Origin of the sequence: Candidatus Seribacter sulfatis, from assembly GCF_964187635.1 — a bacterium.
GTDB lineage: Bacteria > Verrucomicrobiota > Verrucomicrobiia > Opitutales > Seribacteraceae > Seribacter > Seribacter sulfatis.
In genome coordinates, this window is sequence record NZ_CAXLMO010000046.1 from 1 (window position 1) to 19,082 (window position 19,082).

Consider the following 19,082-nt stretch of genomic DNA (forward strand, 5'->3'; position numbering starts at 1 on the left):
TTTCCTTTTTATGAACTTAATCCAAAAGTTCGAAACGAACTTCGTAATGTTTATTATGATTTGGCTGCCTGTCCACTTCTCTACGAATCCTCAATCTATCGAAAACTAATCGATACCGTTGGACATAAAAAAATTATCTGGGGCACAGATTATCCATTGAAAATTTTCCCAAAGGTTCAAAGTAAGCCTGACTTCTCGACATTTATAAAAGAAATTCATAAAGTTGCAGATCTGAGCGATGACGAAAAAGACGCACTCTTTCACCAAAATATTTTTTCCCTCCTTCCATGTTAATTGAACTTAATCAAGTTAAACCTGAGCCCATTCCCAAGGAAATGGTTGCTCGTTCAGATGTTTGGGGAACCCGTTTAAATATCGAACCAAAAAGTTTCACACTAATATCCGCACATTCAGGAAAAGGAAAGTCTACCCTGCTCCACCTTCTGTACGGTCTACGAAATGACTATTCTGGTGAAGCGTCTATTGATGGCCAGTCTGTGGAAAAACAAGAAATGGGGGATTGGACTAGATTAAGAAGCCAAAAGATTGCTCTTCTATTCCAGGAACTCAGGCTCTTCCCCAAGCTCAGTGCACAGGAAAACATTACTTTGATTCCTGAGTCCAACCCACAGGTTCCATCGGATACGGAGATGGCAGAACGATTAGGTATGGAGGAGTTTCTTTCTAAGCCAATCGAAAACCTCTCCTTTGGACAACGGCAACGAATTGCGATCATAAGAACTCTTCGAAAACCATTTAAACTTCTCCTTCTTGACGAGCCGTTTAGTCACCTTGATAAGAAAAATGAGAAATTGTCTTCTTCCTTAATAGAAGAAATTGCCCGAGCGAACGAAGCCACTGTTCTTGTAACCTCTTTGGGAGAATCCCCGCCCCTTCCTTTTGACCGTACTCTCTCTTTGTGAAACAGTCCTTTTCAAAATCAATCCTTCAGTCATGCCTGAATGTACCGGGGCCAAGGCGAGAGTTATGGATTGCCTCACTCGGATGCCTTATTGGATCAACTCTCCTCATTCTCGCGATTCAACTTTATCAGGATACCTCCTCATTACTTAATGAGAAAGAAGTGGCAAAAAACTATTTCACCTTGAACAAAAAGGTGGAAGGAGGGGCCTTGGTCAACCTTGGTAAAAATGAACGAACTTTCTCTACTGAAGAACTGAATGAAATTAAAACCCTTGAGGGTGTGCAAAGAATCGGTGGGTTTACCCGTAATCAATTTCCTCTCACTCTGTATATTTGGCCATCCGGGAAGGTTGGACTAGGAGCAGCTGCAAAGACTGACCTGTTCTTTGAATCGATCCCCGATGAATTTCTCGATTTCGTCCCCGAGGACTGGCACTGGGATGAAAACTCTGAGATCGTACCCATTATGGTTCCCAAGTTCTACCTCGACCTATGGAATTTTGGTCTCGCCCCATCCAGGGTAGAATACCCCGCCCTCTCCACTGATGCCGCAACTGGAATGCCCATCGAACTCTTCATCGGAAAAAACAGGGAGACTACTTTAGAAGGTCGGTTTGTGGCATTTAGTAAACGAATCAATAGCGTACTTGTACCCAAAAACTTCCTGGAATGGGCCAATAAGAAATTCGGGCAACCCGAAGCAAATGACTTTTTATTTCTTTGGAAAGAGGGTTCCATTGAGGGTCCTCCTATTACTCGCTCCACTCTTGCCACGCTTCGAAACGAACTAGAGTTTAAAAACTGGGAAATTTCACCACTTGAAAATCCTGCTGAACGTTCCCCCGCAACTCAGGCTCTATTAGAAGGAAAGAAGAAAACTGGCCCCTCTCGGATCATCCTTGAGATTGAGGATAATCCCAGTACCTCATTTACTTCCCACATTCAGAAAAAAGGATATGAAATCAATCGGGAATTCCCAGAACAGGATATAATCAAAAAAGTAATCCAGACACTTTTTCTTGGAATGGTGGGAATTGGTGCTCTGCTTTCTCTACTTTCTATTACCACTTTTGCCACTAGTTTTCGCCTGGTAGTTGCCCAGGCAAGTGAACAGGCAAAGAATCTCCTGCTCCTTGGTTTCTCCAATGTACAGGTGTCGCATGTAATATTCACCCGATTCCTCAAACTCTTTATTTTTATTTTAGGGGGTTCAGTGATAGCTGGATACACCCTTAAATCGCTCTTAGCCAATCAAGCAATTGCATACGGAATCACAATAAACAGTGGCATTTCTTTTCAGACTTTTGCCTACATCTTCGTCTATGGTCTCATTTATATTTTTATAAATCAGCGAGTAATCGAAAAATCGGTTGTGAGACTGATTGATTAATCTAAAGCTTTGCTTCAGCTAATAAATTAAATTATTCATACATAATTACTCGGAGATTGCATTCTTTTCTACCTTCGATTTTAGCGACTCAATGTAATCAACCCCTACCTTAATCGATTGTAAAGGAATACTCACTTCAGTAGATAGCCTTCCCTGTCCCAGTTTTGCACTCCCAGTTACTGCAGGTGTATCCAATTCCAAAAGACCGTCCAATGCACCTCCGAAATTAACCCCACCCGTTGTCTCCACGATTTTCATAACTAATTCGGCATAGCGTACGATATCAATTCGCCATTTTAAAATCTCTCCCTTTTCCAGCTTAATTTGTTCCCCGATATTATTTTTCACTGGGATCCCTGACTTCACCGCACCCAATAATTCAAGAAGTTCTGGCTTACTGGTGGCCGAGATATAGAAGCCATTATCAACCACAAAAAAAACAGAAGTGTTAGAATAGGATGTAAGATTGGGAAGGTCTATATTGTCACTTTTATTTGCGTCCATAATCATATCATAGCGGAAAATTTTATTATTATCCAAAATTGAATCCTCCACGAAATTAATTTCATATTTGAGACCCGAATTTTTAATCATATCACTGGCAAATATTTCTTTAATTAGAGAAATTGATTCGGTTGATAATTTCTCCCATTCCTCGGAGGACATCTGCGTTCCACCCAACTGTACCACCTGTATTGGATTTTCAATATCATCAGATGTGCTGTAGCTCATCACAGCTTGTCCGTCATAAAGTTTGCTTCCCTCACGAATCAAAGAAATGAGTTTTGAAGCGGATTCTTTGGATTTCGGGTGAGTAAGCCCTTTTTCAATCCTGCCAACAAAATATTCTGTATAGTGAACCCAACTTTCTGGATCAAGATTGACTAGCATGTCCATAAACCCATTACTTTTAATATATTGAGAAGCATCTAAAGTGAACAGCTCAGGCTGGGCAGAAAAGAGAGAAAATATCTCCGTATCCTTTTGGGCAGAGATTGTGGTGCGAGTCATAATCTCCTCTGCAGAAAGGGACACATCGAACTTCACTGCTTCTACAGTGGCCAATTCATCCAGTGAAACAGAAATGAGATTACCAAGGTGAGACTGCACCTCGACCGGGAAAGGAGTAATGCTCAACCCTCCCAAAGCCGAAGCTTTCATCTTTTCTAGATCCTTAAAAAGAAACTTTAGTCGTCCGCCGATTTCAATATCATCAGTTGGATCCTCTTTGACAAAAGCCAAAAAGGAGGACCAATCCTTCACATCTTCGAATAATTTTGGATTCATCGTTGCTAATGTCCATCCATCCACTTCCATTGTTTTCATACCAACATTCTCAGCCTGCTTCTTAACCGGACTTTCGGGTTTTAATTTCACCGCTAGAATAAAGCTGGGTTGAGCACCGATAGTAATATCATCAAGTAATACTATTGTGACAGGTGTATCCGGATCGATTGAAACTAGTGCGGGATCACCTAAAGCCATCCCGGCTAAAGCAGGAAGCATTGCAATTTCAGGACCCGGTTTTACCACTTGTCCTACAGTAACTATTTTTTGTAAAAGCTTTGAAATGCTTATCGTCTTGGCATACCCAACTGGTTTGGACTCAATTCCAGATACCTCGATCTCAGGAATAAGGGGAGGGAGGACTTCAATTTCAGTCTCATTGTTCGCGGAAGAATTATTTTTTCCGCAACTACAAATAAGGAGAAAAGCGGGAAAGAGAATAGAAAGATATGATTTTTTCATAAGTATGGTATGTCAATAAAGTTGATTATATTACGACCTGTAAGAAACGCATGCCATTATAAAAGATCAACTAAGTTATAATGAATAATATAAATATCAGATAATCAGCAGTTTAATTTAATTTGAAAAATCAATTATCTTTGTAAACCAAAAGAGAAAATTTGTATTGAGAATCTCTTCGATCCTAGAAGTGACATCAATGAACACTGCAACCGAGGCAGTTGGTTCGAGGGCCAAGTTTACATAAAACACACTTATCGATCGACTCAAAGACTAAATCTAACCAACCTTCATCACAAGTTCGTCATCCTTTACTGAAAAGGCGACTTCACTCCCCTCCTCTACTTCACCGGCGACTAAAGCACGCGCCAGTTGGGTCTCGACTTGCTTCTGTAAGAATCGCTTAAGCGGGCGGGCTCCATAAGTGGGGTCGTACCCTTTTTCCCCGATCCATTTCTTAGCAGCATCCGTGAATACGACAGTTACCTTTCGGTCCTCTAGGCGTTTGTTCAGGCTATTGAGGAGCAGGTCGACAATTTCAGTAATTTCTTCGAGTGAGAGGGGCTTGAATAAAACCGTATCGTCAATTCGGTTAAGAAATTCTGGACGAAAATGATCCCGTAAATCTGCCATGACCGACTCGCGGGCGGATTCAGAAATTTCATTATCGATCAAGTTTTCCTGCAGGTAACGGCTACCCACATTGGAGGTCATGATGACCACTACATTCTTAAAGTCCACCGTTCGACCCTGCGAGTCTGTGAGGCGTCCATCGTCCATCAATTGGAGCAAAACATTGAAGACATCGGGGTGTGCTTTTTCAATCTCATCAAAAAGAATTACGGAATATGGTTTACGGCGCACTGCTTCGGTCAGTTGTCCGCCTTCCTCATACCCAACATAACCAGGAGGTGCACCGATCAGACGAGCCACAGAATGCTTCTCCATGTATTCAGACATATCGATACGGACGACATTATTTTCGCTATCGAACAGGCTCTCTGCAAGCGTCTTGGCAAGCTCGGTCTTTCCGACTCCGGTAGGGCCAAGAAAAAGGAATGATCCGATTGGGCGGTTCGGATCTTTAATACCCGCACGTGCACGCATGATCGCTTCAGAAACGGCATCCACCGCTTCGTCCTGGCCAATCACACGCTCATGTAAAATACTTTGCAGACGGAGAATTTTTTCCCGCTCGCCTTCAATTAATTTAGTCACCGGTACGCCAGTCCAACGGGCCACAATATCGGCAATTTCTTCAGCAGTAACTTCTTCCTTGAGGATCGAATCCTCTTTTTTCTCCATTTTTTCGAGAGATTCCAATTCTGCTTCCAAAGTGGGAAGTTTTCCATGTTTAAGCTCAGCAACCAGATTCAAATCATAGGCTCGTTCGGCACGCTCCATATCAGCCCGCATCGTTTCAATTTGCTCTCGGAGTACCCGGACATCGTCGATGCCCTTACGTTCATTTTCCCACTGTCGCTTGATGGTCTCCATCTTGTCCCGAGCATTACCCAATTCCTTGCGAAGTGTTTCCAAGCGGTCCTTACTGGACTTATCCTTCTCCTGCTTAAGTGCAGTTTCTTCGATCTCAAGTTGGAGAACGCGACGGCTAATTTCGTCTAATTCAGAGGGCATACTGTCCAATTCCGTACGAATCATAGCACAGGCTTCGTCAACAAGATCAATTGCTTTATCGGGTAAGAAACGGTCCGAAATATAGCGATTGGAAAGCACTGCAGCGTTAACCAACGCTTCATCCCGAATATTCACGCCATGGTGAATTTCAAAGCGTTCGCGCAAGCCTCGAAGAATCGAAATCGTGTCCTCCACATTAGGTTGCTCCACAAGTACCGTTTGAAAACGACGCTCGAGAGCAGCGTCTTTTTCAATATTCTGACGATATTCATTGAGCGTTGTTGCTCCGATACAATGAAGTTCACCTCGAGCGAGCATCGGTTTCAACATATTTCCCGCATCAATTGCACCCTCAGCCTTTCCGGCTCCAACAATGGTATGCATCTCGTCAATGAAAAGAACTATTCTTCCCTCCGCTTTGCTTACTTCGTTTAGGACTGCCTTCAAGCGTTCCTCAAATTCACCTCGGAATTTTGCTCCGGCTAACAAAGAACCCATTTCCAAAGTAAAAATAGTTTTATCTTTAAGCCCTTCGGGTACGTCGCCACGTACAATTCGCTGGGCCAATCCTTCTACAATGGCAGTTTTACCTACGCCCGGTTCACCTATGAGAACGGGGTTATTTTTCGTCTTACGAGATAGTATTCGAATGACTCGACGAATCTCTGAATCTCTCCCGATCACGGGATCCAGTTTACCAGACTTCGCCTGTTCCACTAAATCGATTCCATATTTTTTAAGAGCTCGAAAAGAATTCTCTGGAGTACGTGAGTTTATTTTCTGGCCACCTCTTAAATTTTGTAAGGTTTCTTTAATCTTTTTTTCAGAGAGATCAAAATTTTTCAGGAATTGAGTATAGGTCGCGGGTTTACCCACACTGGCTAGTCCAAGTAACAAATGTTCTGTGCTCACATAATCATCCTGCATCTCAACCGAAACTTTTTGCCCCTTTTCAATCGCCTCAGTCAATGCAACGGAAGCGTAAGAGCGAGATGTATTGATATCGCCTGCAATCTTGGGTAAATTTTTAAGTTCTCTCTGTAGACCCAGTTGAACCGGTGCGATTCCCACTCCCATCTCATCTAATAACGCCGGTACAATTCCATTCTCCTGCGCAATCAAAGCGGAAGTTAAATGCCAAACTTCAACTTCTTGTTGGCCATTTCGTTTCGCCACTTCTGCCATCTCTTTTATTGCAGAAATTCCAAGTTCAGTAAATTTTTCAGGATCGATATTCATGGTTGTACTAGTGCAAGTTGCGTTCCGATTCGATTATTAGACTAATCCTTAGATAAAACCAACGATTTAGAGGAATAACTCATTTTTCACTAATAGAAAAACCGGGACAAAGTAGGGCTGAAAAAACCACAACGAGACATATTGTCTCACTTAGTTCGATTGTAATCACGAGAAATTTACTTAATTCTAATCAAATGAAAATTTCTGAGAGAGCTACTTTGGTTGATCATGAATTGGCTAAATTATACCCCAACCCACCGATTCCGCTAGACCACAAGGATTCTTACACCTTGTTGATTGCCGTTTTACTCTCCGCTCAATGCACTGATGCAAGAGTAAATAAAATCACACCAAATCTTTTCCAACTCGCATCGAACCCACTTTCCATGTCGCAACTTTCGGTGGATGAAATAAATTCAATAGTGAGGCCTTGTGGGTTAAGTCCGAGAAAAGCACAAGCCATCCACGGACTATCCCAAATTCTATTGGATAAACACGAGGGGCAAGTACCAAGGAGTTTCGAGGAATTAGAGGAACTTCCAGGAGTGGGACATAAAACGGCATCCGTAGTAATGGCACAGTCATTTGGGTTTCCATCCTTTCCAGTGGACACTCATATTCACCGGCTTGCTCAACGATGGAAATTAACCAGTGGAAAAAGTGTCGTGCAAACGGAAAGAGATTTAAAAAAACTTTTTCCAATGGAAAGGTGGAACGAGTTGCACCTACAAATTATTTTCTATGGTCGGGAATTTTGCCAGGCAAGAAATTGTTTTGGTTTGGAATGCCCAATCTGCAAGGCTCTGTTTCCGAAGAGAAAATCAAAAGTGATCGCAAAAAAATCTTAGCCGCCATTTACAAATACTTTCGGTCTTGCATCTGTAAGCCGGGTAATCGAATCCTCATTTAAGCCAGTATCATATAAATAAATTTCGCGTAAACTTTTCATCGAAATTAATAAATCAACTAGTTCTTCATTCAATTCGATTCGTACCAAATTTAAATAAGTTAGGTTTTCTAGACTCTTTAAGTGAGCAAGGCCATCTACCGTGATTTCTTTATTTCCCTCCAGGTATAATCGTTGAAGGCTAGAAAGTTTGGATAATACTTTGAGCCCCTCATCGCTAATTTCGGCATGAGTTAAATCTAAGGATAATATTTTCCCAGATAATGGAACTATGGCCTCGAGATCTTGGTCATTAAGTCCTCTTTTCTTCTCTGGCGGAGAAAGTATCCGGAAACCATCTCCTTTGTCCATAGGAAGAATAATAATATCGGTGGAGCGAAGTCTCTGCCAATCTTCTTCATTTAAGGTAATTTCAAGTGCACTTTTGGGTTCTTGTTGAACAGCTGCAATCCTGTTCACTTTGGTAGCTTCAACCTTTTTACTGACAATCCCAAATTTTTGGAGAATTGGACTAACTTTGCTCGGAAAAGCAAAATACAGAGCAACCACAACGCCACAGGCCAGCATGCAGGTTACGCTAAATACAATTAGAGTTGAAATTATTCGCGAAATTAAACTTTTTTCTTTAGCAATCACTACCGATTTGCCACTGTTCATCTTTACCCGGCGAACTTGTTTACCAGAGGCAGGATTAGTATTCCTTCCGACCTTTTGACTGCCACTCTGTACAGATTTTTGCGAAGAAGCAGGAATTACCGGAGTTGGTGCGGCAGCAAAATCATTCGTATCTGGAATACCAAGCAGAACCCCGAGGGATTTCCACTCTGACTCTCCTTCATACAACGCGAAATCGGTGGCTAGAAGTTGACCCGTTCCTATAAACTGATTGGCTTGATCCCTGGTGTAAGGACCAAAAGTCTGGCCGTCCCTGGAAACATAAATATTCACTTCTTTTCTATTTGGTTGTCATTCGGTAATATGATTTTTTCGATCATATCCTCTGGTACTCCAATATTTTTTAAAATAGGAGCCACTCGATCGGGGGCAAAAATTAATCCTACAAATCCAAGGATTACCACGACCATAAAAAGAATAATAAACAATAATGAAGTGGAATAAATTTTGGATATTATCCCCTCTCCTTTCACAACAATAACGGTTTGATTTTTATTTAGACCCTTAATTTTATGAGAACTCGAAATACGGTTTTTCCCACCTCTCGCCAACGGTTTTTCGTTTGTATTTACTTGCCGAGCTGGTGCATTGGGTGGTGGAGGCAAAGGCAATGAAGGTGGTGGTGGAACATATTCCGCTGTATTTCCAATTACATTTTCGGGCTGTGTATCTTCAACCGGTTGCGGCATTTGTGGTGGATTATCAACCGGAGGAGGATTAGATTCATGGGGCAGTCGAATTTCAGGAACTGGAGCGACTGGAGGAATAACATCCGACCCTTCGATGGTATCGGTTGGTGAATGAGTAATTTTAGAATCGTTCTCTTCTTCATCTTGGAAGACATCTTCCCACTCTTTCATTTTCTCGTGATCTACCTCATCATCTTCAAACTGGTCATAAACAGAGGAATCGATTTCTGGTTCTTGGGGCGAAGCAAGTAAAGAAACAAGTGGAAGCCAACTGTCTTCTCCCTCCCATGTACCCAAATCGTCTTGGCTTAATTCATCGACTTGAATGAATTCAAGAATTTCATCACGGGTATAAGGGCCGAAAGTTTTATTATCTTTTTTTACATGTATATTCACAAAAGAGATTTATTAATAACGCCCACCGATAAAATTCCAAAACAAAAGAATGAATCCAAATATAACTTATTTTTCTGCGGGTCTTAACCGTATCCAATCAACGACAATTTCAATTTCTTCTGGAGTAAGTTTATTATCCCGACCAAAGGCAGGCATGCGATCATTTTTCTTTCCGTAAAACCTTTCATGTTCTGGATTAATAATGAAGTCGGTCATCCATTTCTTCGATCCATACCCCGTTAAATCAGGAGCAGACCCTTCTCCCTCTGAATCAATATCATGACAATCTATACAAGCAAGATCGTCATAAAAAATATCCATTAAGCTCTCTCGCCTTTCTTCTGTGAGACTCTCCTGATAAGGTAACTCTGCCAGGTCGGATAAAAGAATAGCCACTTGAGGGAGTAATTCCTGCTCCTCTTCATCAAATTTCTGTAATACTTTTTTTGCCATTGTTCCGTCCTTAAATGCAGTTCCACCAAAATATTCAAGAGAGGTGTAATGCTCGTAATTTAATAATTTAGTAAGCCATTCTTGACTCGCAAACCCGGCAAGTTCAGGGGCGGAAGGATCTTCTTCTACAGAATACCCTCTACCATCGTGACCATTGTAGCGGTGACAACTTGCACAATGCGCGGCAAATATACGACGACCGCGATTTTCGTGATCTTTCCTCAGTAAAGTAACCGCACCGGCAGGTGGGATCCCCTCCTCCTGTGCGATTTGCACTACTCGATTCGCCTGCCATTCCGCTTCTTTTACAGCAGCGCCATGGTTAATGTTTGACCGATCCTCTGAAAAAGCAAGGAAAGTAAGTCCTGCCGCACCGGCCAAAAGACACCACCAAAATCCAATATTAAATTGATGACCTTTTCGAGATGCACCTAAAAAGGGCTGAATAAATATCAATAAACCTAGAACTAACGGGATTATAACTGCACCCCAAAATGCGGGAACATACTTGAGCAATTGAAAAAGGAATAAAAAATACCACTCCGGTCGGGCGGGAAACTCATTGGATGGATCTGCGGGTGGTCCCAAAGGTGCTCCCTTGAAATAAAGAGTCAGGATAATAACTGCTAACATAACCGCTAAGCAAGCGACTCCATCTTTCAATATTTGATCGGGCCAAAAATAAGAGTCTTTTTTAGGGCGGGGTTCTTTAACATGGATTCCATGTTTTCGAAAAAGATAAATATGAGCCACAACAAGCCCAATTAAAGCTGCGGGAAGAATACCCGCGTGCAAAGCGAAGAAGCGGGTAATTGTTTGATGACCATACTCAACTCCACCCACGACAATTTTCTGCAGAATTGGACCAATAAAAGGAACTTCAGCGATTAAATTTGTTGCCACTGCAGTAGCCCAAAAACCTTTTTGGTCCCAAGGTAATAAATAGCCAGTTAATGAAAGCGCCAATGTTACACCCAGCAAAGCAATGCCGAACCAAAAATTTAATTCCCGGGGTGCTTTGTATGCCCCGTCTATCATGACCTGCATTAAATGTAAGACCAAAAGAACAATCATTGCTTGGGCCATGTAATGATGAACCCCCCGCAAAAACCAACCTCCCCATACTTGGTATTGAATAAAATATACACTTTCCCATGCGGTCTGTGCACTGGGACTGTAAGACATCCATAAAAGGGTACCAGTTACTACCTGTGTAAAAAAAGCAAATGTTAAACAACTTCCCCAAACATACCTCCATCTTGCACCACCCGGTACTTTTTCGTACAGTGCTTCTTTCACTATTCCGCGAATACCCGAGCGATCGTCCAACCAATCTAAAAATCTGTTCATGACAGGGGAACTTTATCGCTGATATTGGGACGGAATTGTTGAAATCGAATCCACACTACTCCCTCTTCCACTTTTGTATCCATTGTGTCCAACCCCCGAGGGCTTGGACTTTCAACATCAGTAACTGAACCATCCAATCCAAATGTGCTGTTGTGACATGGACAAAAATAGTCATTAGACTTCGAACGATAGTCCACCGCACAACCCAGATGTGGGCATTTCAAATTAAATGCAGTTACCTCATCTCCATCGCGAGCAAGATAAACCGCACCAACCGGTACATTTTTGTAGGTGGTCCACGCATCTTTTACTTGCTCTAAAATAACTTCGAATTTGGCGGGTTTTCCATCTTCGGAAAGGTTTTGTAATGGTGCCACTTTAGTCCACGGTACCTTTTCTTGTTTGCCAGAGCTTTTTTTTACAGGATCAAAAACCGTGGTGATTCCTGAGGCAAGTGGAAACAACCCACAAGCAGCAGAGACAGTTACTGTGGAAACCACAATAAATTTTCTTCTCGAATCCTCTGAACAGCACTTTTTAGTGGTTTCAGGAGTTTCCTTCTTTGTATTCGCTTTTTGAGTCATATGAAATTTTTAAGTAATAAAAATACTGGATCTTTTTTATTTTAAATATAATTAAGAAAAAATGAAATTAAGAAATAAAAATGGCTTTCTAGTCATTATGAATTATAACAAAAAGTAAGTCACAAAAGATCAAATATCCAATTAAATGGAATGAGTTTTAGATGAACTAACAGATTTGAATCCCGATTAATTCGTATTTTGTAAGAAAAATTAGATATACAATTTCACTCAGGGAAATCAGGAAGTGGAGGTAAGCCACCCCCTAAGGAATCATCTCCCGGTAAAGGAGGAAGCCCTCCGCTTGAGTCATCAGAAAAACCAGGAAGTGGAGGAAGATCATCAGTTCCAGAACCTGGTAGCGGTGGAAGATCGTCTCCGCCAGAACCGGGAAGACCAGGAAGTGGGGGTAAGTCGTCTCCACCAGAATCAGGAAAAGCAGGAAGATCGCTAGCACCTGTCTCGGGAAGACCAGGAAGTGGGGGTAAAGCCTCATCACTTGGAGGAGAACTGGGGAAGGAGGGAAGATTTGCGTCCATTGATTCAGGAAGCCCAGGGAGAGGAGGCAACCCGTCATCGCTCGCAGGGAACTCTGGAGCAGATTCCAAGGGTATCTCACTGGATTCAGGAAGTGGTGGAAATTCAGTCGTACCGCTCCCAGGCAGATCTAACAAATCATCAGATAAAACAGGATTATTCTGAGGAATCGAAGGGGTGACTTCGATTGCTGGCGTGTCTGAAGCGTCAGGCAATGGTGGAAATTCATTGGAGATTGGGGATGGATCAGAGGGGAACGAAGGAAAAGAATCTGCACTCGAATCACTTCCGGGTAGAGAAGGAAAGGGTTCGTTTACAATTGATTTTTCTTCTGGGAAAACTTTTTCAGCTCCAGACTCAACCGGCTGGAACTGCAAGGCTTCCTTCACATCCTTACGATCTTCGGATATCACCGGTTCTTGCCTAGGTGTAACAAAAGGCTTTTCAGATAATTGTATTGGAGACCCATCCGATCTCCATGTTGCTTCTTTTCCATGCCTGGTTCCGTTTGTGTAAGCACGAACATACATTTTTTGCCCATTAGGCCACCAACGGGTTACTGTTCCATGCCAACGTCCCTCACTATAGTTTCTCTCATACATCTTGATTCCGTTCGAAAACCAGCGAGCACTTAAACCCTCTTTTTTTCCTTCTTTCCAAGATTCATCAGCTAAAACATAATCTCCGCTTTCTCCTTTTTCTATTGATAAAATTCGTCCGGTAAACGGGCGGTCATTGAACTTTTGGTACAATAAACCATATCGAGATTCAAAGTAATTACCGTATTCCTCGGTAGTTACCTGGAAGGCATCATCGGTCACACCGACAATTCCCTGGGAGGAAGAATCTTCGGATATGTTTTGCCGATAACTATTTTGGCAAGAGGAAAAAAATAAAGCACAGGCAAGAAAAGAAACTAAGAACAGATTTTTCATAATAAATAGCGTGATCAATTTGAAGAGGAATGCAAGATTGAAGGACATTAATCTACAATGTTATTGTCAAAACTTTATTATTATGTTTTCGATTAATTTTAATTTTTCTTAAATTCACTCCCTTAACCCAAATTATGAATATTGAAAATCTTTCCCTTATAATACCCGCCTTTGGAATATTAGCTTTGCTTTTCACTTGGTGGAAAACAAAACAAATAAATGCACAGCCTGAAGGCACTCCCAAAATGGCTAAAATTGCGGCGAGCATACAGGAAGGTGCCATGGCATTTTTAAAGGCAGAATATAAAGTCTTATTCGTGTTTGTTATTGCAGTGGCGATCCTATTGGGTTGGAGCGGGTCACAAAACCCAAATAGCCATGTTTATGTTGCAGTTTCATTTGTTGTGGGTGCATTCTGCTCGGCACTCGCCGGATATTTAGGAATGGTCGTGGCCACAAAAGCCAATGTAAGAACTACCAATGCGGCTCGAGAAAGTTTAGGAAAAGCGCTGGAGGTTGCATTTGCGGGTGGGTCCGTTATGGGGCTTGGAGTTGTGGGTTTAGGAATTCTTGGATTAGGTGGTTTATTTGCATACTTCGCCCAGGAATTTAGTGCTTTCGAAGGAGGTGCTGCCTTAAATACTACTCTCTCTGTTTTGACTGGTTTTTCATTCGGTGCATCTTCAATTGCACTTTTCGCACGCGTGGGTGGTGGTATTTACACGAAAGCTGCAGATGTGGGAGCAGACTTGGTCGGAAAAGTGGAGGCAGGTATCCCGGAAGATCACCCGCTCAATCCCGCTACAATTGCAGATAATGTGGGTGATAATGTGGGTGATGTGGCCGGAATGGGTGCAGATTTATTTGAGTCTTATGTAGGGTCAATTATCGGGACTATGATCCTAGGAGCAGCCATGGTTGCAGGTTCTGACAATTTCCAAGATGAATTAAATGGATTATCACCGGTCTTTTTACCTCTTTTATTAGGAGCAATTGGAATTGTCACTTCGATACTAGGTACTTTCTTGGTAAAAGTAAAGGATGGTGGGGACCCACACAAAGCCCTTAATAAAGGCGAGCTTGTAGCATCCCTCGCAATGATCATATGCTCCTATATTACCATTAATTATTTTCTGCCACAAACATGGAACTATGACGGAGCCACCTTCACCTCGGATGGTGTATTTTATGCAATTATAATTGGATTAGTTTCCGGTTTAGCTATCGGTAAAATTACTGAGTATTATACCGGAACTGGCACGAAGCCTGTTAAATCAATTGTTGAGCAATCCATTACAGGCAGTGCCACTAACATAATTGGTGGCCTTGGAATTGGGATGATCTCCACTACTTTTCCTATCCTTATTCTAGCGGCTGCAGTTGTAGGTGCTCATGAATTAGCAGGGCTCTACGGAATCGCAATTGCTGCAGTAGGTATGCTTTCAAATACCGGGATACAATTGGCAGTAGATGCTTATGGCCCCATTTCTGATAATGCCGGTGGAATCGCGGAAATGTCCGAACTTCCTAGCGAAGTAAGGCAACGCACGGACAAGCTTGATGCAGTAGGAAATACGACTGCTGCAATTGGGAAAGGATTTGCCATTGGTTCAGCTGCACTTACTGCACTCGCACTTTTTGCCGCTTTCAAGGAAACTGCTGGAATTGATGTGATTGATGTATCTACCCCTAAAGTAATGGCCGGGCTATTCATTGGGGCAATGCTGCCCTTTTTATTTAGTGCCTTAGCAATGGGCGCCGTAGGTCGTGCGGCAATGGCAATGATTCAAGAAGTTCGTCGACAATTTAAAGAAATTCCTGCCCTTAAAAAAGCTCTTATAATTTTAGATAAAAATGATGGTAAGCCATCTGATCAATGGTCTGAAGTGGAGAGAGCACAATTCGACGAAGCTATCGATGCTGCAGAATATGGTAAATGTGTCGAAATCTCAACCCAGTCGGCAATCAAAGAAATGGTTGCCCCCGGTTTAGTTGCGATTCTCACCCCGGTACTAATCGGCTTTGGAGGAGGACCAGTAATGCTTGGAGGCTTACTCGCAGGGGTTACCGCATCTGGGGTTTTAATGGCGCTTTTTCAATCCAATGCCGGTGGAGCATGGGATAATGCAAAAAAGATGGTGGAAGAGGGCTACGAAATGGGAGGTGTGAAATACGGAAAAGGCTCGGATGTACATAAAGCAACTGTGGTCGGTGACACTGTGGGCGACCCATTGAAAGACACCTCTGGACCATCTCTCAATATATTGCTTAAATTGATGTCTGTGGTGGCTTTAGTACTGGCCCCATTTATAAAAGTTTAAGACTTCTCTCCCACAGACTGGGCAAATTCTCGACGCTCCGCATCACTGCCTTTATAATAAGCGGTTCCTGCTACAAAGACATCAACACCAGCATCTAAACAAGGTTGTACGTGAGTTGGACCAACTCCCCCGTCTACCTCAATCAGAAATTGGTTGGATGACTTTTCCCGTAAAGCAGTAAGTTCTTTGACCTTATTAAGCACATCATGAATAAAGCTCTGACCGCCAAAGCCTGGAACTACGGTCATGCATAAAACTAAATCAATACTGTGGTGGGTAATAATTTCGTAAATGTCTTCGACTGGAGTAGCTGGATTTAATGCAATGCCTACTTTTTTTCCAAGTGATTTAATATGCTTAATTGATTCGGAATGGTCATAAGAAGGCTCGATGTGAATTGTAATTAAGTCAGCGCCCGCTTGATTAAAAGCATCAATATAAAGATGCGGATTATCGAGCATTAAGTGAACATCAAAAAAGAGTTCTGACTCTTTTCTCAAGTCAGCCACAGTTTGTGGCCCAAAACTTAAATTGGGTACGAAGTGCCCATCCATAATATCGAGGTGAATCCATTGACGACCGTCACCCTCAGCAATATCGAGTGCAGTTTTCAAATTCGCGTGATTACCCGCGAGGATAGAGGGTGCTAAAAGCTTTTTCATAATAAGATATTTTTACCAGCGATAATTCTCAATAAGTTGGGAGACTTGCTGACCCAATGATTCAGATATGCTTAAAAGAGCTTGTCGATCTGATGGAACTGAAAGGGAGTTATCTCTCAGTACGGAAGCATGTTCGGTAATAGATGTATCTTTAAACAATACTTTGCCACTCCGTTTGGTAAGAGAAACATTGGCTTGAACACTCATTCGAAATCCAGCTGCAAGAAGAGTATCAGTTGGTTTATAAATTTCAGTTCCCTTGCTGTAATCAATTAAAGTAACCCGCAATATGTAATTACAGTCTTGAATATTAGACCGGATGAAGAAATGTCCACGACGAATAATTTGATCACGAATTTTATTACTTACAAAAGAGCCCAACTGAGGAGCCAATGTTTGATTACTAACTACTTCAATGTAGACCGACTTGGATCCAAGTTCTGTACTTTTGTATTTACAACTACATAAAAGTAATAAAAAAAAAAGGCTCTTTAGGTAAAAGATCTTATTCATTAGCACTGCGAAGCTCAGCAACTTTCTTCTCGGCTTCCCTTGCCGCTTCAGATTCCGGGGCAATGGTTATAGCTTCATTGTAAAATTGAAGCGCTGGGCGGTTTCCGAGTTCGCGCCAATGAGTAAGATAATACTTTCCATATTTCTCAACATACTTCCCGACAATCACCTTACTTGCCGCGAGGGTTTCTCTCATTTTTTTTCGACCTCTTTCAGCCGCTAAATTTCTTTTTTTTGCCTCCTCTAATCGATTGTTATAATCAGACAATTCTTCGTGTTTGCTTTTGGGAGGAGATTCCGCAAAAAGGATTAAATAATCTTCATAAAAATTGAGTGCTTTTAGAGTTGCACCCTGATCATAAGCAGGACCCGCAACCCGACTCTCGAAAATTTGTGCTAATATGAAATATGATTCCTCACAAAGATAGTTGTCGGGGTATAAGTTAGTTAATCTTTCAAGGGCATCGATTGCTTCCTCTTCCTTATTATCTTTGATCGCAATTTCAGATAATGCCATAAGGGCACGAGGGGCAAATCTTGGTCCACGAGCCAGACCGGCAATTTGATTGAGTCTCAAGCGATCTTGAACCCCCGAACGAAACCTTGGAACCACTCCCCACTTGCGAGGCAACTTATCCTTCGCCAGTCGTTCCGCGATTCTCATCAGAGACTCCGCAACTCGTTCAAAATCATAGTCTGTATAAGCCTCTGCAATAAGACGCAAATGTTGAAAAGCCTTTTGCCAGTCCCCTTTCTTCTCGCGTAAATTTGCGGCTCGATAAAGGGATTCAGGTCCAATCTGTATTTCATTGCCCTTTCTAATTATTCGATAATCGGAGCGTCTTTTGGAAAAATTCTCATAAAGAGAAAGTGCGTCTCCACTGTCACCTTCTGCTTCAGCCTGTTCGGCTTCAAGAAACCATAATTTAGCCTGCTTATCGTCGAGGGGATCACGATTCTTTTTAAAAAAACCCGTACCTGGAAATAGGTATTCCTTATCGTTATTAGAAGAGTTTCTGTTATTCCTACTGTCTCCCGGTGAGACTGACCAGAGGAATGAAGATGACAAAAGTAATATAAAGCCAAAGAGTATAGTGAGTTGTTTCATTAAATTTAAAAAGGGTTAAAATCGAACAAGAACCGCAGACCATGTCAAGCCTGCACCAAATGCAACAAACAAGCCAAGTTGTCCTTTCTTCAAAATTAAGGACTTTCTTGCTTCGTCTAGCGCGATGGGTATGGAAGCAGCCGATGTGTTGCCGTATTTGTCTAAGTTGCAAAAGAATTTTCCGAGAGGAATTTCCAATCTTTGCGATAAACTTTCCACAATTCTAGCATTCGCCTGATGAGGAATAACATGATCGACATCATTCTCGGTAAAGCCGTGTGCTTCGAGAAGTTCTCGGGAAGCACGTTCCATAACCCGCACAGCAGATTTGAATATTTCACGGCCGTTCATTTTTAAGAAATGCCCTCTGCTGGATAAGGAGTCTTGTGATGCTGGGAGCAAAGATCCGCCGGCAGGTTGGTACAAAAGATTTGGGTTGGAGCCGTCTGCTCCACTCTTAAAGCCTATGAGTTGTGAACCGGAACCAGCATTGGAAAGAATGGCAGCTCCCGCTCCATCACCAAAAAGTACACATGTGGTTCGGTCTTCCCAATCCATTATGCTAGAAAGCTTCTCGGCTCCGACAACTAATACACACTTGTAACGATTACTACTAAGCATGCCATCGGCCACATCCAGTGCATAAAGAAAGCCAGAACAGGCGGCTTCGATATCAAAACTCGCTACTTTGGGGATTCCAAGTTTATGTTGAATCAAGCAAGCGGTAGATGGAAAAGCCATATCTGGGGTAATCGTTGCCACGATTATAAGATCAATATCTTGAGCAGTTAATCCAGCATCAATTAATGCGTTTTGAGCAGCTTTTACGGCAAGATCACTGGTTGCCTCTTTCTCATTTGCAATTCGCCTTGCCTTGATTCCAGTGCGAGAAGTGATCCATTCGTCGCTCGTATCCACTTTTTCGCTTAACTTCAAATTATCAACCACCTCAGATGGTAGATAGGAGCCAACTCCCAATATTTTGCTACTTGATTTCGTTACATTATCCACCATG

General features: G+C 42.2%; 16 protein-coding genes. 5 read left to right on the forward strand and 11 right to left on the reverse strand.

Features of this window, described 5'->3' with window-relative positions; genetic code table 11:
• The 3 genes from ACKPQ5_RS05280 to ACKPQ5_RS05290 all read left to right on the forward strand — a co-directional run.
• Positions 1-294 (forward strand): amidohydrolase family protein (locus tag ACKPQ5_RS05280; protein ID WP_407678058.1); only part of this gene is annotated, 294 nt, incomplete at its 5' end.
• Entirely contained in the window at positions 288-923 is a 636-nt protein-coding gene (locus ACKPQ5_RS05285; RefSeq protein ID WP_407678059.1) for an ATP-binding cassette domain-containing protein, read from the forward strand. The genes ACKPQ5_RS05280 and ACKPQ5_RS05285, both read left to right, overlap by 7 nt.
• The gene (locus tag ACKPQ5_RS05290) at positions 920-2,314 is read left to right on the forward strand and encodes a hypothetical protein (RefSeq protein ID WP_407678060.1); all 1,395 of its coding nucleotides are present in this window, start codon (positions 920-922) and stop codon (positions 2,312-2,314) included. Before ACKPQ5_RS05285 ends, ACKPQ5_RS05290 begins: the two co-directional genes overlap by 4 nt.
• 45 nt (positions 2,315-2,359) lie before the next feature.
• Here ACKPQ5_RS05290 and ACKPQ5_RS05295 read toward each other — a convergent pair whose 3' ends face one another.
• Both ACKPQ5_RS05295 and clpB read right to left on the reverse strand, forming a co-directional pair.
• Positions 2,360-4,063 carry a hypothetical protein gene (locus ACKPQ5_RS05295; protein ID WP_407678061.1) on the reverse strand — a complete coding sequence of 568 codons (1,704 nt, stop codon included), beginning with the start codon at positions 4,061-4,063 and terminating at the stop codon, positions 2,360-2,362.
• Positions 4,064-4,342: 279 nt separating this feature from the next.
• Positions 4,343-6,934, reverse strand: coding sequence for an ATP-dependent chaperone ClpB (clpB, locus tag ACKPQ5_RS05300; protein ID WP_456064506.1), 2,592 nt, complete (start codon positions 6,932-6,934; stop codon positions 4,343-4,345).
• Positions 6,935-7,134: 200 nt separating this feature from the next.
• Between clpB and nth the strand changes: the two genes are divergently transcribed.
• A complete protein-coding gene (gene nth / locus ACKPQ5_RS05305; protein ID WP_407678063.1) occupies positions 7,135-7,788 on the forward strand; it encodes an endonuclease III in 654 nt (217 codons plus the stop codon).
• Here the strand turns inward: nth and ACKPQ5_RS05310 are convergent.
• From ACKPQ5_RS05310 to ACKPQ5_RS05330, 5 genes are all read right to left on the reverse strand, one after another.
• Positions 7,785-8,795 carry a GYF domain-containing protein gene (locus ACKPQ5_RS05310; RefSeq protein ID WP_407678064.1) on the reverse strand — a complete coding sequence of 337 codons (1,011 nt, stop codon included), beginning with the start codon at positions 8,793-8,795 and terminating at the stop codon, positions 7,785-7,787. The genes nth and ACKPQ5_RS05310 overlap by 4 nt on opposite strands.
• Positions 8,792-9,607 carry a hypothetical protein gene (locus ACKPQ5_RS05315; protein WP_407678065.1) on the reverse strand — a complete coding sequence of 272 codons (816 nt, stop codon included), beginning with the start codon at positions 9,605-9,607 and terminating at the stop codon, positions 8,792-8,794. The genes ACKPQ5_RS05310 and ACKPQ5_RS05315 overlap by 4 nt, the downstream gene beginning before the upstream one ends.
• 66 nt (positions 9,608-9,673) lie before the next feature.
• Positions 9,674-11,410 (reverse strand): cytochrome b N-terminal domain-containing protein, encoded by a 1,737-nt coding sequence (locus ACKPQ5_RS05320; protein ID WP_407678066.1) that lies wholly within the window; start codon positions 11,408-11,410, stop codon positions 9,674-9,676.
• Positions 11,407-11,994, reverse strand: a complete 588-nt coding sequence (locus tag ACKPQ5_RS05325) for a QcrA and Rieske domain-containing protein (RefSeq protein ID WP_407678067.1) — start codon at positions 11,992-11,994, stop codon at positions 11,407-11,409. Before ACKPQ5_RS05325 ends, ACKPQ5_RS05320 begins: the two co-directional genes overlap by 4 nt.
• Positions 11,995-12,218: 224 nt before the next feature.
• Positions 12,219-13,463, reverse strand: a complete 1,245-nt coding sequence (locus tag ACKPQ5_RS05330) for a toxin-antitoxin system YwqK family antitoxin (RefSeq protein ID WP_407678068.1) — start codon at positions 13,461-13,463, stop codon at positions 12,219-12,221.
• Between the two features lie 134 nt (positions 13,464-13,597).
• Between ACKPQ5_RS05330 and ACKPQ5_RS05335 the strand changes: the two genes are divergently transcribed.
• Positions 13,598-15,784 (forward strand): sodium-translocating pyrophosphatase, encoded by a 2,187-nt coding sequence (locus ACKPQ5_RS05335; protein ID WP_407678069.1) that lies wholly within the window; start codon positions 13,598-13,600, stop codon positions 15,782-15,784.
• Here ACKPQ5_RS05335 and rpe read toward each other — a convergent pair.
• The 4 genes from rpe to ACKPQ5_RS05355 are packed head-to-tail and all read right to left on the reverse strand — an operon-like array spanning position 15,781 to position 19,081.
• Positions 15,781-16,446, reverse strand: coding sequence for a ribulose-phosphate 3-epimerase (rpe, locus tag ACKPQ5_RS05340; protein WP_407678070.1), 666 nt, complete (start codon positions 16,444-16,446; stop codon positions 15,781-15,783). The genes ACKPQ5_RS05335 and rpe overlap by 4 nt on opposite strands.
• A 12-nt stretch (positions 16,447-16,458) precedes the next feature.
• A complete protein-coding gene (gene lptE / locus ACKPQ5_RS05345) occupies positions 16,459-16,959 on the reverse strand; it encodes an LPS assembly lipoprotein LptE (RefSeq protein WP_407678071.1) in 501 nt (166 codons plus the stop codon).
• Positions 16,952-18,067, reverse strand: a complete 1,116-nt coding sequence (locus ACKPQ5_RS05350) for a tetratricopeptide repeat protein (RefSeq protein ID WP_407678072.1) — start codon at positions 18,065-18,067, stop codon at positions 16,952-16,954. The genes lptE and ACKPQ5_RS05350 overlap by 8 nt, the downstream gene beginning before the upstream one ends.
• A 15-nt stretch (positions 18,068-18,082) precedes the next feature.
• The gene (locus ACKPQ5_RS05355; protein ID WP_407678073.1) at positions 18,083-19,081 is read right to left on the reverse strand and encodes a beta-ketoacyl-ACP synthase III; all 999 of its coding nucleotides are present in this window, start codon (positions 19,079-19,081) and stop codon (positions 18,083-18,085) included.
• Position 19,082 lies beyond the last annotated feature (1 nt).